The following is a 15093-nucleotide window of genomic DNA, read 5'->3' as shown; positions in this document are numbered from 1 at the left end:
ATGGGCCGAGTCGCGGCGATAGGCCCGGCGGGGCTTTTACACGCCGACCTCCTGCGCCAAAAGAACTCCCCACTACGCATTCCACAGACAACAATCCTGTTCCCCCAAAGAGCCCCCTCGGGGGACAGCAAGCCGCAGGCGCAGCGTGGGGGCATTTCTATGTGTACGGCGAAGCTGTCTAGAAGCTGAAGCAATCACAAAAATACTTCGATGAGCCTATCAGCATTTATCGGTTCGCTGTAACCGTCTCGTTTCCCTGCCTTTCTAGAATTTCCCGATCTCTTGGCAAGCAAGAGCTTATGCACGGTCATCGCTGTGCGGCGGGATCTTTCGCTGTCCTGTGCTGGCAAACGCGAGCGCTTGTGCGTTGCGCATGACATCGCCGGCCGGGCGCGCCGACTGTGTTTCCAATCATCCTCCAGACAGAGTTTTCCGTTCTCCTATGAAACCAGAATCGACTGAATGGGCGTTCGCCAGATACGTACGCCGCGCTCGTGTGCTGCTCGTGCTTGTTGGGTTCACGTGCGTGCTTGCCGCCTGCGGCAGCGGCAGCGACGACGATGATGACTCGAATGGCAGCACGCCTCCTCCCGATACTTCGACGCCCGCCCAGTTGCGTTGCGCGCCTTGAAACCCCGACAACACGTTGCAGAGTCCGGTATGACGATCAATCATTCGAAGCGAAATTTTCTGCGCACGAGCTTCGGTGCAACCTTTTCCACTGCTGCCCTCAGCATGTTTCCGCCCAGCATCCGTCGCGCACTCGCGATCGAGGCCAACAATGCCACGGGCACGATCATGGACGTCGAACACGTCGTGATCCTGATGCAGGAGAACCGTTCGTTCGACAACTATTTTGGCACCTTGTCGGGTGTGCGCGGATTCGGTGACCGGTTTCCTATTCCGTTGAGCGCCGGTCTGAATGTATGGCAGCAAAAAGACGCCAATGGCGCATTGGTGTTGCCCTATCATCTGGATCAATCCGAAGGCAATGCGCAACGCGTCAGTGGTACGCCGCACTCGTGGGTGGATGCCCGCGATGCCTGGGATTGTGGCCGGATGAATCAATGGCCCACGTACAAAGAACAGCAATCGATGGGCTATTTCACGGAACAAGAAGCACCGTTCCAGTATGCCTTGGCCAACGCTTTCACGATCTGTGATGCGTACTTTTGCTCATTGCATGGCGGCACCAATACGAATCGCCTCTTTCATATGACCGGCACCAACGGCGCAACGACGACTGATGGCAAAGTGGTGGTCAATAACGTGTGGGATGGATTGAATTCGACCACGGACCTGAACACGACGGGCTACAACTGGACGACCTATCCCGAGCGCCTGGAAAAAGCGGGTGTGACGTGGATGGTCTATCAGAATGTGCCGAGCAACTACACCGATAACCCGTTGATTGGCTTTAAACAATATCGTCAGGCGAATCTGGATTCGGGCAAGCCGGTCTACCACGATGTGGATAACAATCCCGCCTACGATGCCTCGACCGACGACGCGATTGCGCCCCTGTACAAGGGCATCGCAAACACCATGCCTGACGGGGGTTTCCTCACGACCTTCAAAGAGGACGTGCTCAACAACAAGCTGCGTCAGGTCTCCTGGATCGTCGCGCCCTCGACGTATTCGGAACACCCCGGGCCTTCAAGCCCTGCACAAGGCGCGTGGTACACGCAGGAAGTGCTGGATGCGTTGACAGCGAATCCCGAGGTCTGGAGCAAGACCGCCCTGATCGTGAACTTTGACGAGAACGATGGCTTCTTTGATCACCTGCCGCCGCCGTGCGCGCCGTCGATGGATGAAACGGGAGCCAAGGCCGGCAAGACCACGCTGAGCGACGATGAGCTGTCGTACGAGTATTACACGCATGCAGAAGTGGACAACTCGAACATGCCGCAGCCCGATGGCGATTGCTATGGGCCTGGGCCGCGTGTGCCGATGTACGTGATTTCGCCGTGGAGCAAAGGTGGTTGGGTGAATTCGCAGCAGTTCGATCACACCTCGGTGCTGCGTTTCCTGGAGGCGCGCTTTGGTATCGCGGAAACCAACATCAGTCCGTATCGCCGCGCGGTGTTCGGTGATCTGACGAGCGCGTTCAATTTCGCTACGCCGAATGCGGAGTTTCCGACGTTGTCGGGCCGTACGACCAAAGAGACGGCCGATGCGCTGATTTCTGCGCAAGAGGCCTTGGGCGCGGTGCCGTTGCCCAATCCCCAGTCCTTGCCGGATCAAGAGCCGGGCGAGCGTCCGTCACGTGCATTGCCTTATGAGTTGCACGTCAGCGCACGTGCGGATTCTTCTGCTGGCACCCTGCAACTGATTTTCTCCAATACGGGCAAGCAGGCTGCGGTTTATCACGTCTATGACCGCCTGCATCTGGACCGTATTCCGCGGCGCTATATGGTTCAGCCCGATATGCAGTTGGATGACGTGTGGGCAACCAGCGACGATGCCGGCGAATACGATCTGTGGGTCCTGGGTCCCAACGGTTTTCACCGCGCATTCAAGGGCGATTTGACTGCACAGGCTGCACAGACCGCTGTCGCACCCGAAGTCCGCGTGTGCTATGACATCGCCAACGGCAATGTTTATCTGACGACGATGAACGATGGCAATGGCGACGCCAGTTTCACCATCAAGGCCAACGCGTACTTCAACGAAGGCCCATGGACAGTCTCGGTGGCGGCAGGCGCCTCTGAGGATATTCATTGGGACCTCGCGAGTAGTACGCGCTGGTATGACTTCACCGTGACGTGCACGGCCCTGCCTGGCTGGAGCCGTCGATTTGCCGGCCGCGTGGAAACTGGCGCGGATGGTATCAGCGACCCTGCGATGGGATTTGAGGGGTTTTAAAGACTGGAGGGCTGGGCAAAGCTCAGCCCCTTCTCTGAAGATAGTTAACGAATATTGTCAAAGCTGATACCGATCCCGCTTCCAATGAAAACCCCACCTTTTGCACTGCCTTTTTCAAGGCACGTGTAGTGGGTGCGTTAGCGAGATGGAAGCATGCTGGTTGGTACCGGTCAACGCTCAAGCCAGACGCCGCCGCACGTCACGATCGTTATTTTGGTAAAACCCCTATCCAAAGCGTCGGACGAACGGCAGTCACAGCTCGTCCATACCGTGTGCACGAGTTGGGTAAAGGTAATAATAATGTTTGACCGATTGAGTCGGCTTTCCAGGAGCCATGGCGCGTTACAGATGGGGAAGGGCTTGGTGGCGGGTGTGGTGGCGTTGATGCTCGCCGTGCTCTGCCTGCTGGGTGTGCTGGCTTTTCATTTTCCGCAGTATTTGACGACACCTGAATTGCGCCAGTCGTATGACGTGGAGACCATGCGGCAGTTGTTGTTCTGGTGCATGGTGATTTCCGGGGGCCTCAGCCTGAGCCTGATCGTGTTGGGCCGGATGCGCTGGATCGCCAGCTGGGCCTTTGCCCTGGTGACGTTGACCGCCTTTCTAGGCGGACACAAGGTCGAGATCGCGTCGGAACTGCCGTCGCATGTGCCTTATATCGGTCTGGACTGGTTCATCCTGGATCTGTTGGGCTCGTCGTTGATCTTCATTTTCATCGAGAAGCTGTTCGCGTTGCGTAAAGAGCAGCCGGTATTTCGCGCAGAATGGCAGACGGACTTTCAGTATTTTGTGATCAACCACCTGATCGTTGGTTTTATTCTGCTGGCCACCAATTTGATTGTGCACAAATTTTTCGGCTGGGCGGCCAACGATGGAATTCGTGGGTGGGTAGCCGGGCTGAATTTCTGGGTGGCTTTGTTTTTGATCATCCTGGTGGCTGACCTGGTGCAGTACTGGACGCACCGTGCGTATCATGAAATCCCGATGCTATGGCGTATCCATGCCGTGCACCACAGCGTCAAGAGCATGGATTGGCTGGCCGGTTCGCGTCAGCACATCCTGGAACTGTTGATCACTCGCACACTGGTGCTGGCTCCGATCTATATCCTAGGCTTTGCCAAGGAGGTCATCGATGCCTATATCATCATTGTCGGGTTCCAGGCGGTGTTCAATCATGCCAACGTCAGTGTGAGATTGGGGCCGCTGCGCTACCTCATTGTGACGCCCAATTTCCATCATTGGCACCATAGCCAGGACCAGGAGGCCCTGGACAAGAACTATGCTGCGCACTATGCATTTCTCGATTACCTGTTTGGGACGGCTGTGAAAAGCGACAAGCTCTGGCCCAAAGACTATGGCGTGTTAGGCGACTATGTGCCCAACGGTTTTTTCAAGCAGCTCAAGTTTCCCTTCTCGTCAGAGAGCGAACCGCCCCAGGATCTGAGCCATAAGTGATCGATGGTTAGTGTGCCGCCTCGAACGGGTGAACCTGAATCTCTGCATCGGGAAACGAAGCCACTAGTTTTAACTCTCCGCCAAGCGCCTTGACGTACTCACGCAGCGTACTGACGTACATGTCGCCGCGGCGTTCCAGTTTCGAGACGGCGGCTTGCTCCACGCTCATGGCCTTGGCGACTTCGACCTGGGTTACTTTGCGGGCCTTGCGCAACTCTTGAAGCTGCATTTCCACGAGCATGGCTTCGGCGCGTGCCGCAGCACGGGCTTGAGCCTCTGGCGACATCTTGGCGCGCAATTCACTGAATTTCCTAGCCATTGATCTGCCCTTCCTTTCTCAACGTCTCGATGTGCATGTCGTACAGTTTGTCGGCTATCGGCACATGCGTGTCGTACCAACGGTCATCGCCCGTCTTGTCACCGCCCAACAGGAGGATGGCGCAGCGGCGAGGGTCAAACGCATAAAGCACCCGGTATGGCCGACCGTCGTGCTGAATACGCAGCTCGCGCATGTGGGCGTGCTTCGATCTCTCGATCCCGGAGGTGTGAGGAAACCCAAGGTTTGGCCCCTTCTCTTCTAGCAACCGCACTGAAGAGTCGATGGACTCTTGCTCGGCCTCGGTCAGATCTGACCACCATTCTCCGAGTTCATCGGTGTACTCTACTTCCCATTTAGCAGACATTATTCCTTTTAAAGACTATTCCGTCAAATGCATATTTTTATGCATCGCGGAACAATACGAAAGCGCTCCACGCGAGAATATGGCGTTCTTCGAGTCCCATTTCTCGGACAACATCGAAGGCGCTGTATTCCTATCGATACCGCCAATCCGCTTTGTCTGGGAGTTGAGAATTTGCGCACTACATGTCAACGCGTTCCATTCGCAATTTTTTTTCTTGTGCTGACAGAGTGAGATGTTTCCGCGCTCCGACCCCACTAAAATCATGACAACGTGCGGTAAGCTTACGGTAACGCTCAGTAGGGGATAGCGCGGTACGCGCTCGTACAACTTGATACATTATCCCCCGGCAGTATCAGGGTCAGAATGTGCAATAACTTCGGTTTAGTTCTGGCAAGTTCGGAAAATCATGCAATTTCATGTCCGTGGGGCAACGTCAGTTGTCCTGGGGCATTAGAGGAAAATCGTCATCATGGCATCGGTCAATAAAGTCATTCTCGTCGGCAATCTGGGACGCGACCCCGAAGTTCGTTACAGCCCGGATGGCGCGGCGATTTGCAACGTTTCCATTGCGACCACCTCGCAATGGAAGGACAAGGCCAGCGGCGAGCGCCGCGAGGAAACCGAGTGGCACCGTGTGGTGATGTACAACCGCCTGGCCGAGATCGCGGGTGAATACCTGAAGAAAGGCCGCCCGGTCTACATCGAGGGCCGTCTGAAAACCCGCAAATGGCAAGACAAGGACACCGGCGCTGATCGCTACAGCACCGAAATCGTTGCCGACCAGATGCAAATGCTGGGCGGCCGCGAGGGCGGTGGCGAAGGCGGCTTTGGCGGCGGTGGTTACGACGAAGGCGCACCGCGTCAGCAGCGTGCGCCGGCCCAACGTCCGCCCGCGCAGCGCCCGGCGGCAGCGGCGGCAGCACCCGCTGCGGGGGGAGCAGCCAACTTGGCGGATATGGACGACGATATTCCGTTCTAAAACAAAAATCCCTTTCGCTGGGGTACAGGACCCGCGTTTCTCACGAGGCGCGGGTTTTTCTTTGGCTCGGCGGCACGCCGTGTTGGATCGGTATTCGCTGTTAATCCAGGCCCACGTGCCCGCTGGCGTATGTGTGTCAGGCCTTTTGAGGCGATTTAGGCGTCCACACCACAGCCGTGGCAATACCCGCCATCGCACCGGCGGCGACATACCAGGCGCCGGGCACCAGTTTGTAGGTGACGATGGCGGCCAACAGGCTGATTAGCCATGGCACGGCACGCCGCACGCCGCGCCACATGCCTCTGAGCATGACCAGAAACACTGCCGGAAAAGCCATATCCAGGCCATAAGCCTCGGGATGGCCGAGCAGAGGTCCGAGTATTGCGCCCAGCGTCGTGCAGCCGATCCATGCCACATAGAACACTGACGAGGTGCCCATGTAATAGGCCAGACTGAAGGCAGGCTCTATGCCCAGTTGTACGCGCCGTCGCGTATCGGCCATGGATAGAGCCCAGCTGGCATCGGTCATCAGGAACAGCGAGGGCAGGACCTTGCGCTTAGGCAGGTGGCGCAAAAAGGGCGTCATGGCCGCACCCATGACCAGCATGCGGCTATTGACCAGAAAGGTCACCGCCATGATCAGCAATAACGGCGGTGGCGCGGCCCACAGGCCCAGCGCGGCGAACTCCGAGCCGCCCGCGAAATTCAGGCCGGTCAGCAAGGGGACTTCGAATGGCGTCAGCCCTTTTTGCGCGGCTTGCGCGCCCAGGACCAGGCCAAAGGGAATGATGCCGAACAGCACCGGCAGGCTGGCCAGGGCGCCTGCGCAGCATTGGGCCCAGGGCGTGGCATGATTGGACAACGGTAGTACGGTGGCGCCTGGTTTTTTGGCGGTGGGCATGGGATGGCCAGTAAGTCGAAACGTAGAGCGAGCGTCAGGACATGAAGTGGCGCAGCAAGGCGGCGCTGACGACACCGATCAGGACTGTGGGCAAGAGAGCGAGCCGCGTTGCAGCGACGACCGTCAGCGCCAGCGCGATCAGATCCGAGAGCTTGTCAGAAACGAAGACTGGAGCGATGACCGCCAGCAGCACACAGCCGGGCGCGGATTCCAGCACCGCCGTGGCGCGCGGACCGAGACTGCGGTTGCGCAGCAGGATATAGCCGCCGATGCGTGTGAGATAGGTCACTGAAGCCATCAGGACAATGGCCAATAAATTCGCCGGGTCGATCATGAGGAAGGCTCGGTGCGCTTGCGTTAGAGTTAGGCACGGAATAGCTCATGATAACGGTTATGGGGTTTTGCGCGCAGATCGGAAAAAACATGCAGTTAAACGACTGCGCCTTCACTTTTACGGCACGTCGAAGGCATCGAGTATGAATGCTTCGACGCGCCGGAGACCGTCTTTGGTTCCCATGAGTTCCAAGGCTAGGTGCGGATTGATATCTGTGACGATCGCCGCTTCAAATCCCTGATCAATCGTTCACGGTCAACGCGCGGCAAACCGCCTGGGTCATCTCCGTGCAACTGGCCTTGCCGCCTAAATCTCGCGGCACATATTCACCCTGCGCGAGCACGTTTTCGACGGCAGATTCGATGCGATGGGCGGCGTCGCGCAGTGTGTCGTCATGATGGGAGTCTCCCAACCAGCGCAGCATCATTGCCCCTGACAGGATCGTGGCCAATGGGCTGGCGGCGTTTTGGCCGGCGATGTCGGGGGCCGAGCCATGCGCGCCCTGGAACAAGCCGTGTTGGTCACCCAGCTCGGCCGAAGGCGATAGTCCCATGCCGCCGATGGTGCCAGCGCCCAGATCCGAAATGATGTCGCCGAACATGTTCTCGGCGACGATCACATCAAAGGTGTCAGGACGCTTGAGCATGTGTACGGTGATGGCATCGGCGTAGGCGTAGTCGATTTCCACATCGTTATAACTGCGTGCCACGTCGTCGCATACGCTGCGGAAAAATGCATAGCTGCGCAGGATATTGGCTTTGTCGCAGACGGTGACCCGGCGCTTGCCGTCGCGCGGCGCACCTGCACGCGAACGGGCCAAATCGAATGAGAAGCGCGCCACGCGCTCGATGCCTTTGCGGGTGACGACGATGGTGTCGGTGGCCAGTTCATCGCGCAGCACGATGCCGCCGCCGCGGCTGGCATAAAGGCCCTCGGTGTTTTCGCGCACGATCACATAGTCGATCTGGCCGGGCTGGAAGTGTTTCAGGGGCGAGTCCACACCCTGGTACAGCCGGATAGGGCGTACGTTGGCATACAGATCCAGGCGAAACCGCAGGCGCAGATGCAGATCGTTGCCGACTTCGGTGCCATCGGGATAGGTTACCCCGGGCATGCCGGCGGCGCCGTGTAGGATGGCGTCGGCCGCTTTGCAGGCGGCGTAGGTGTCATCAGGGAGGACATGGCCAGATTTGACGTAATGATCGGCGCCGCCTTCGTGGCTGCTGAAAGACAGAAGGTCGGACCCGCAGGCTTCTTTCAGCACGGTGATGGCGGATTGGCAGACTTCGGGGCCGATACCATCGCCGTCGATCGTCACAATTTCATATTTGGCCATTTGCTGCTGTCTCCTCATTATTGACTGGGGGTATGGTGTGTCTTGATTGCAACACTTGCATGGAGGGTTGCTTACGTCAAGTGTACGCGCGGATTGCCGCGCCTTTTACCGGCGTGTGGAGCGCCGGATTTGCGGCGCGGCAAGCCAATATTGCGTGTATTGAGCTACATTGGCGCCCTTGTTTGCATAATCTCCTTAAAAAAAGGGAACCACGATCTTGGCTGAGACCACAAGTCACCACGCCGTTGATACGAGCACCGAGGGCGACTCCGCACCGACCGGGCTGCGTCGTACGCTGGCTGCCCGCCATCTGTCCATGATTGCCGTTGGCGGCTCTATCGGCACGGGCTTATTCGTCGCCTCTGGCAGCACGATTGCACAGGCGGGGCCGGGCGGGGCGCTGCTGGGCTATGTATTCATTGGCCTGATGGTGTATTTCCTGATGACCAGCCTGGGCGAATTGGCCGCTGCCATGCCGGTGTCGGGATCATTTGCCACGTATGGCGCGCGTTATGTCGAGCCGGGTTTTGGGTTCGCATTGGGTTGGAACTATTGGTACAACTGGGCGGTAACGGTAGCGGTGGATCTGGTTGCGGCACAGCTCGTGATGTCTTACTGGCTGCCTGATGTGCCGGGGATCTACTGGAGCGCGCTGTTTCTGGCCGTGATTTTCGGCTTGAACGCCTTGTCGGCACGAGGCTTTGGCGAGGCGGAGTTCTGGTTTGCCTTGATCAAGGTGATTGCCGTGATCGCCTTTATCGTGATGGGCGTGCTGATGCTGCTGGGCATCATCCGTGGTGGGGAAACGGGTGGTTGGCATAACTGGACCGTGGGAGACGCGCCGTTTGCCGGCGGGTTCGCGGCCTTGATCGGCGTTGCCATGGTGGTGGGATTTTCGTTTCAGGGTACGGAACTGATCGGCATTGCCGCCGGAGAGTCAAAGGACCCGGCGCGTAACCTGCCGCGCGCGGTGCGCAGCGTGTTCTGGCGCATTCTGCTTTTCTATGTGTTGGCGATCGGGGTGATTGGCCTCTTGATCCCGTATACCGATCCGCAACTGCTGCGTAACGATGTCACAGATATCAGTGTCAGCCCTTTTGCGTTGATTTTTGAACGGGCGGGTTTGCTGGCGGCCGCCTCGGTGATGAATGCGGTGGTGTTGACCTCGGTGCTGTCGGCGGGGAATTCGGGGATGTATGCGGCCACCCGCATGCTTTACGCCCTGGCGTGCGAGGGAAAGGCGCCCAGGGTCTTTAGCCGGGTGGCTTCGAACGGCGTGCCGGTCCTGGCGTTGCTGGCGACGGCGGCTGTGGCTGCGCTGTGCTTTTTGTCTTTTATCTTCAGCCCCAAGGCGGTGTACGTCTGGCTGTTGAACACGTCGGGTATGACGGGCTTTATTGCGTGGCTGGGGATCGCGATCAGCCATTATCGTTTTCGCCGAGGTTACGTTGCGCAAGGCGGCCGTTTGACGGATCTGCCTTACGTGTCGCCGTTCTTTCCTTTTGGGCCCATTTTCGCGTTTGTGGTGTGTCTCGTCATTACCCTGGGACAAAACTACAGGGCGTTTTTCGAGGACGATATTGACTGGATAAGCGTCGCGGCGACGTATGTCGGTATTCCTTTGTTCTTACTGATCTGGGCGGGTTATTGCCTGGCGCGCGGCTCACGGTTTGTGCGTTACGCGGACATGACGTTTCCGGTGCGCCGTGTCCGCTAGGGGACTCAGCACGCCACGTTTTTGACGATCTTCAGAAAGCCGATGTTTTGATGGGCATCGGTGAAATACTCCACACTCGCCATCGAGTCTGCATCGATGGTCGCGGTGAAATCCCGTATCTGCTGCTGGGTGCGATAGCGCAGCGACCAGTTCATGAACAGCTCCATGTAGCCGATGTCTGGTGTTTCTGGCAGAAAATTCGCCACCAGTAGCGCGCCACCCGGTTTCAGCCTTTCGAATAGATTGTGAGTCAAGCGCTGGCACAGCCGGTCGGATAGATAGTCATAGAGTCCGGCGGAATAAATCAGTTCGAAGTCCTGCAGGTGAACGTCTTTCAAAAGGTCCATGATCGTGCCGCATTGCGGCGCGACACGCGGAATGCCGGGTTTGGTGTGATAGCTCGTGGCAATTTCCAGGCTTTTGGCGTCCTGATCAAAGGCGACGAATGCTGCAATGCGCTCCAGCAACGCATGATCGACGAGTTCCAGTTCGCGCGCATGGCCACACGCCACAGACAGGATGCGGGCGCTCGGGGTTTGCGCTGCAATATGCGAGATGAGATCGGCAATGATGTGGCGCCGAGCTCGAACCGCGATGGGGGCGGGGCGGTCCAGGTTGGTCAGCAGGATGCGGCGTCCGATGGCGGTCGAGCGGTCGATGTCGGGCGTGCGTGCGGTGTGGCAATAAAGGTAATCGATCAGTTCTGCGTCACCGGGATAGCCGCGCGGCTGCCGGGCGGAATGCGCTGTGAAAGGGCATTGATACAGATATTCGGAAACGGGGTGCGATCGCGCGGTGTCCTGCAGCGCCGCCAGTTCGGCCTGGTCGGCGATGTGGCCGAGTACATAGCGGGCGTGCTCGATGAGTTCCGGAATGATTCTCGCAATGGCGTCGCCTCGGCGCGCGGCATGCGTGATGTGATCGAGTTTGTCGGTCAGAAGGGTATGTACGTCAACGCTATTTTTTAGTGCGGTTTGCGTATGCATGATGATTACCGGGCTTAACGACGCGGCGGGATATTCCGTCCGGCGCCATTTTCCAAGAGGCGCCCCGGGGCGGCATCATCGAAATTGAGGATGCGGAGCAGGCTCTGAAGATATAAGTAACAGGGCTATCATTTTTTAAATTATCCTGTTTCAATGATTAACATATGGCTGGGGATCACTGCTCGCGTGATCGAGCCTTATAGAGGATTCAACCATTCTTGCCCGGGGAGGTTCAAAGAATGTTTGAAGCAAATTTATCCGCGGCCATGTGTCTTTTTGCGGACGCGGTACTGGATGAGACGTTGTTTGAGCCTGCCCTGGCCCAACTCAGCCAAGCGATGGGAGGCCGACGCATGTTGCTGGTGTCGGTGACAGAGCGCTTGACGTCGACGCCCGAAGTCGAGACCTACACCGGCCGCGGCTCGCCGTTGAATCGCTTTCTCGAGGATTACGAGGGCTACTACCATCAGTTTGATCCGATCAAGCGCCGTTGGCCTATGGTGTCGGCAGGGCAATGGATGATGGAGATGCAGGCCGAGGAGCCCAGCCGTTGGTCCCGGGGCCTGTTCTACCAGGATTGTGCAAAAGAGCACGGGATCATTGGATGGGGAGCCCTGAAAATCTGTGAAGCGTCGCCACAAAGCGACGGCCGGCATTGGGCGTTGTCATTGCTGCAGGATCAAGGGCAGCAGGCTTTTGATCCTGCGCATTTACTGAGTCTGGCGCAACAACTACCCAGTTTGCGGCGCACGCTGGTGTTGCGGCGACGGTTTGCTGATCTGCGGGAGGCCGCTATGGTGGGCCTGCAGGCTTTGCATTGCTTCAGGTCTCCCATGTGGATCTTGAATGGTGTGGGACGTCTGATATTTGCCAATCAGGCAGCAGAACAGCATATGCGGGCAGGCCGTCTCCTGAGGGCAGCCTACGGCGAGTTGACGCCGGTCAATGTTCAGTCGCAGTCTGCGTGGAAGGACTTCATCGCCGCGGCTAAGCAACCAGGTCTGCAGCATGCGAGCGCTATCCGATTGGTGTCGACGGATGGCAATACCGTGCTGATCCGGCGGCTGCCCGTCCATTGCACGGAGAATCATGGCTTGGGCCGTCTGGCTCAACATCAATTGCTGTTTTTATGCAATGCGCGCGAGTATGGCTCGGCCGCCGAGGCCGAGCGGCTGCAGCAGGAGGTATATCACTTCACGGCCGCAGAAATCCGCATTGGCCGGTATTTGCTGGAAGACATGACGGTGGCTGAGATTGCGGATAATGCTGGCACAAAAGTCAGCACCGTGAGAACACAGGTCCAGGCCATGTTGCAAAAAACCGGCTTGCGGCGCCAGGCGGAATTGGTGCGATTGTTGTCGGCGATTTACGTGGTCGAGCCGGTCGTGACGTGAACGCTCCAGGTCGGTTCAAGAGCCCGTTTTAGATAAGCAGCTCGCATCTTTCTCCGACAGCTTATTGGCTTTCAGCCACGCCTGCGTTTCCTCATCGCCGGCTTTTTTCAGGGTCTGCATGATGGAGCCGGAGGGGGCGGTGTTCAGTGTCATTTTGTTTTCTCGCATGCGGCCGTAGTTTTGCTCGATGCGCTGTTCGACACCCGCCCAGGATGCGGCGGCGACTTTTTCTGCTGCCTGGGTCAGGATCGCCTGTTGATCCGGACTGAGCTGATTCCAAGTATTTTGATTGATGATGGTGTAGCTCAGCGGGATGGAATAGCTCACCGCTGTGAAGTTGGGCAGGTGATCCCAGAGCTTGCGGCCCGCGCCGCCATCGCCGGAGGTGAGCACTGCATTGACCTCGCCAGCGGCCAGTTTTTCGGCGAGGGCGGAGTAGGGCAGTTCCACGCTTTGTGCGCCGAGCCGTTCGAATACCGCTTTGCTGGTGGCGTCGTAGGTCCTGATTTTCAAGGCCTTGACGTCTGTGTCGTCGGTCAGGGGGGCTACGGACCAGATGCCTGATGGCGGCCACGGCGTCACATAGAGCAGGTGCGCGCCGAGTGCCTTTACGCGTTCTTGCAGGGCGGGTTCGGCGCAGGTGTATAGCGCATGAGCCTGCTTGAAGTCCTTGGCCGCAAATGGCAGGGACGAGAGCAGGAACAATGAATCCTTGTTGCCCAGGATGCCGCCAAATAACGTGCCCATTTGGGTTTTGCCTGTGCTGATGGCGTCGACCTGCCCCACACCCTTGTACGGATTCTGCTTTTCTTGCAGCGTTTCGATCTGGATTTTGCCTTGCGACTGTTCATTGACCGTTTGCGCAAACTGAAGGTCGGCAGCGGCCGTGATGGAGGTTGCCGGATATTCGTTGATCAATTGCAGCGTGGTCTGAGCCCAGGCGCAGGGGGCCAAGACCGCTGTACTGAGGGTGACGCTCACGAGCATGTGGGAGTGGTTGCGTTTCATCGGTTGCCTCGGGGCCTGGAAAAAAGGATACAGCCGTAAGGCTGTGGGACCAGTCTGATTCGGGTTGCGCGTTGGCCGTATTCCAGTTTGCTGGTCCGAAGCGGATAGGATGTGAAGCTTTGCTTGTAGCATCGGACGCCCCTGGTGAGTAGGTATGGAAACTCCCAGGTCAGGCATCCGGTTTGTTCGCAACGAAAATACAACTTATTTTCATTCATATAAAATCACCGCTGTCCGCAACGCCTTTCTACGGCTTCCGATGTTCCCGTTTTTTTTCTTGGCCACACCGCGTCGTCGGCGTTTGGCGCTGCTGTTGGCATTATTTTTGATCGTGGCAGGTACCGCGGCGTGGTTTCTCCGACCGCCTGGCGCGCCGCCGGACGACGCGTTCGCCAGTTACGTACGCGAGCCTGTTCCGGTCAGTCTGGCGGCAGCAGAGATGGGCGTGCTGCATAGGGATCTGCACGCGGTGGGGACGGTGACGCCGCTCTTGCGGATCGCCATTCGCAGTCAGGTCGATGGCGAACTTACCCAGGTGCATTTCCAGGAAGGGCAACAGGTTGCACGCGGGCAGTTGTTGGCTGAAATCGATGAGCGCTCCTATCGCGTGCGGCTGGCCTCGGCCGAGGGGCGGGTGCAGAACATTCGTGCGCAATGGGAAAATGCCGCCGCGGATTTGCGCCGCTATCAGCAATTGGCAAAACAGGATTCGATTGCCGAGCAGCGACTGGATACGGCGCGCGCGCAGGAACAGCACTATGCCGCACAGCTCAGCCATGCCCAGGCGCAGGTCGATGAGGCGCGCCTGCAGCTGTCGCATACGCGCATTGTCGCGCCGGTGACCGGGCGTATCGGACTGCGCGGCATTGACGCGGGTAACTACATTCGCGCGGATAGTACGCAGTCGTTGGCGACACTGGTGCAGACAGCGCCGACATCGGTGCTGTTTACGATCCCCGAGACGCGGCTGTCCGCCCTGCGAGAGGCGTTGGCTGCGGCCGATGGCGCTGGACTGCAGGTGCAGGCCTGGGATGCCGACAATCAGCGGGTACTGGCTCAGGGCACGTTACAGGTGCTGGATAATCGTATCGACAGTCGCAGCGGTACGTTGCAACTGCGCGCCCATTTTGACAATCAGACAGAGGTGTTATTCCCGAATCAGTTCGTGAATGTCCGGCTGGCGTTGACGCGAACCGCCGAGGTATTGACGATTCCGTCTGCTGCGGTACAGCAGGGCGAGGACGGGGCCTATGTTTATGTGGTGGGCGACGATAAGCGTGCGGCGCGGCGTTTGCTGACCGTAGGCGCGGCCAGCGCGGGGCGCGTGTCAGTGCAAGCTGGGTTACAGCCAGCCGAGCGGGTCGTGCTGGAGGGCATTGATCGACTGGAAGACGGCCGCGATGTGCTGGTTGTCGAGCAGCAGAGTTAAGGAACG

General features: G+C 58.2%; 13 protein-coding genes. 6 read left to right on the top strand and 7 right to left on the bottom strand.

Annotated features, from left to right (window positions below; genetic code table 11):
- Positions 1–660: 660 nt before the first annotated feature.
- Positions 661–2865 carry a phosphocholine-specific phospholipase C gene (locus ACYVI2_RS10665; protein WP_415821338.1) on the top strand — a complete coding sequence of 735 codons (2205 nt, stop codon included), beginning with the start codon at positions 661–663 and terminating at the stop codon, positions 2863–2865.
- 300 nt (positions 2866–3165) lie between these two features.
- A complete protein-coding gene (locus ACYVI2_RS10660; protein ID WP_415821336.1) occupies positions 3166–4320 on the top strand; it encodes a sterol desaturase family protein in 1155 nt (384 codons plus the stop codon).
- Between the two features lie 7 nt (positions 4321–4327).
- Here ACYVI2_RS10660 and ACYVI2_RS10655 read toward each other — a convergent pair whose 3' ends face one another.
- Positions 4328–4639, bottom strand: coding sequence for a helix-turn-helix domain-containing protein (locus tag ACYVI2_RS10655; RefSeq protein WP_415821335.1), 312 nt, complete (start codon positions 4637–4639; stop codon positions 4328–4330).
- Positions 4632–5003, bottom strand: a complete 372-nt coding sequence (locus ACYVI2_RS10650) for a type II toxin-antitoxin system RelE/ParE family toxin (protein ID WP_415821334.1) — start codon at positions 5001–5003, stop codon at positions 4632–4634. Before ACYVI2_RS10650 ends, ACYVI2_RS10655 begins: the two co-directional genes overlap by 8 nt.
- 469 nt (positions 5004–5472) lie before the next feature.
- Between ACYVI2_RS10650 and ssb the strand changes: the two genes are divergently transcribed.
- A complete protein-coding gene (ssb, locus tag ACYVI2_RS10645; RefSeq protein ID WP_094836942.1) occupies positions 5473–5982 on the top strand; it encodes a single-stranded DNA-binding protein in 510 nt (169 codons plus the stop codon).
- A 136-nt stretch (positions 5983–6118) separates the two neighbouring features.
- On the opposite strand, the gene ACYVI2_RS10640 is transcribed toward ssb, so the two are convergent.
- The 3 genes from ACYVI2_RS10640 to ACYVI2_RS10630 all read right to left on the bottom strand — a co-directional run bounded on the left by ACYVI2_RS10640 (position 6119) and on the right by ACYVI2_RS10630 (position 8553).
- Entirely contained in the window at positions 6119–6883 is a 765-nt protein-coding gene (locus ACYVI2_RS10640) for an AzlC family ABC transporter permease (RefSeq protein WP_415821333.1), read from the bottom strand.
- A 34-nt stretch (positions 6884–6917) separates the two neighbouring features.
- A complete protein-coding gene (locus ACYVI2_RS10635) occupies positions 6918–7217 on the bottom strand; it encodes an AzlD family protein (protein WP_415821332.1) in 300 nt (99 codons plus the stop codon).
- A 241-nt stretch (positions 7218–7458) separates the two neighbouring features.
- Entirely contained in the window at positions 7459–8553 is a 1095-nt protein-coding gene (locus ACYVI2_RS10630; RefSeq protein ID WP_415821331.1) for an isocitrate/isopropylmalate dehydrogenase family protein, read from the bottom strand.
- Positions 8554–8770: 217 nt separating this feature from the next.
- Between ACYVI2_RS10630 and ACYVI2_RS10625 the strand changes: the two genes are divergently transcribed.
- Positions 8771–10270, top strand: a complete 1500-nt coding sequence (locus tag ACYVI2_RS10625; RefSeq protein WP_415821330.1) for an amino acid permease — start codon at positions 8771–8773, stop codon at positions 10268–10270.
- Between the two features lie 5 nt (positions 10271–10275).
- Here ACYVI2_RS10625 and ACYVI2_RS10620 read toward each other — a convergent pair whose 3' ends face one another.
- Entirely contained in the window at positions 10276–11256 is a 981-nt protein-coding gene (locus tag ACYVI2_RS10620) for a class I SAM-dependent methyltransferase (protein ID WP_415821328.1), read from the bottom strand.
- Between the two features lie 239 nt (positions 11257–11495).
- On the opposite strand from ACYVI2_RS10620, the gene ACYVI2_RS10615 reads away from it, so the two are divergent.
- A complete protein-coding gene (locus tag ACYVI2_RS10615; RefSeq protein ID WP_415821326.1) occupies positions 11496–12650 on the top strand; it encodes a helix-turn-helix transcriptional regulator in 1155 nt (384 codons plus the stop codon).
- 15 nt (positions 12651–12665) lie between these two features.
- Here the strand turns inward: ACYVI2_RS10615 and ACYVI2_RS10610 are convergent, their stop codons facing one another.
- Positions 12666–13658 carry a TRAP transporter substrate-binding protein gene (locus tag ACYVI2_RS10610; protein WP_415821325.1) on the bottom strand — a complete coding sequence of 331 codons (993 nt, stop codon included), beginning with the start codon at positions 13656–13658 and terminating at the stop codon, positions 12666–12668.
- 259 nt (positions 13659–13917) lie between these two features.
- Between ACYVI2_RS10610 and ACYVI2_RS10605 the strand changes: the two genes are divergently transcribed.
- A complete protein-coding gene (locus tag ACYVI2_RS10605; RefSeq protein WP_415821324.1) occupies positions 13918–15087 on the top strand; it encodes an efflux RND transporter periplasmic adaptor subunit in 1170 nt (389 codons plus the stop codon).
- Positions 15088–15093: the final 6 nt, after the last annotated feature.

The organism is Bordetella tumbae (assembly GCF_054780995.1).
Note: the sequence above shows the minus strand (reverse complement) of the source record. Positions and strands in the feature narration are given on the sequence as shown.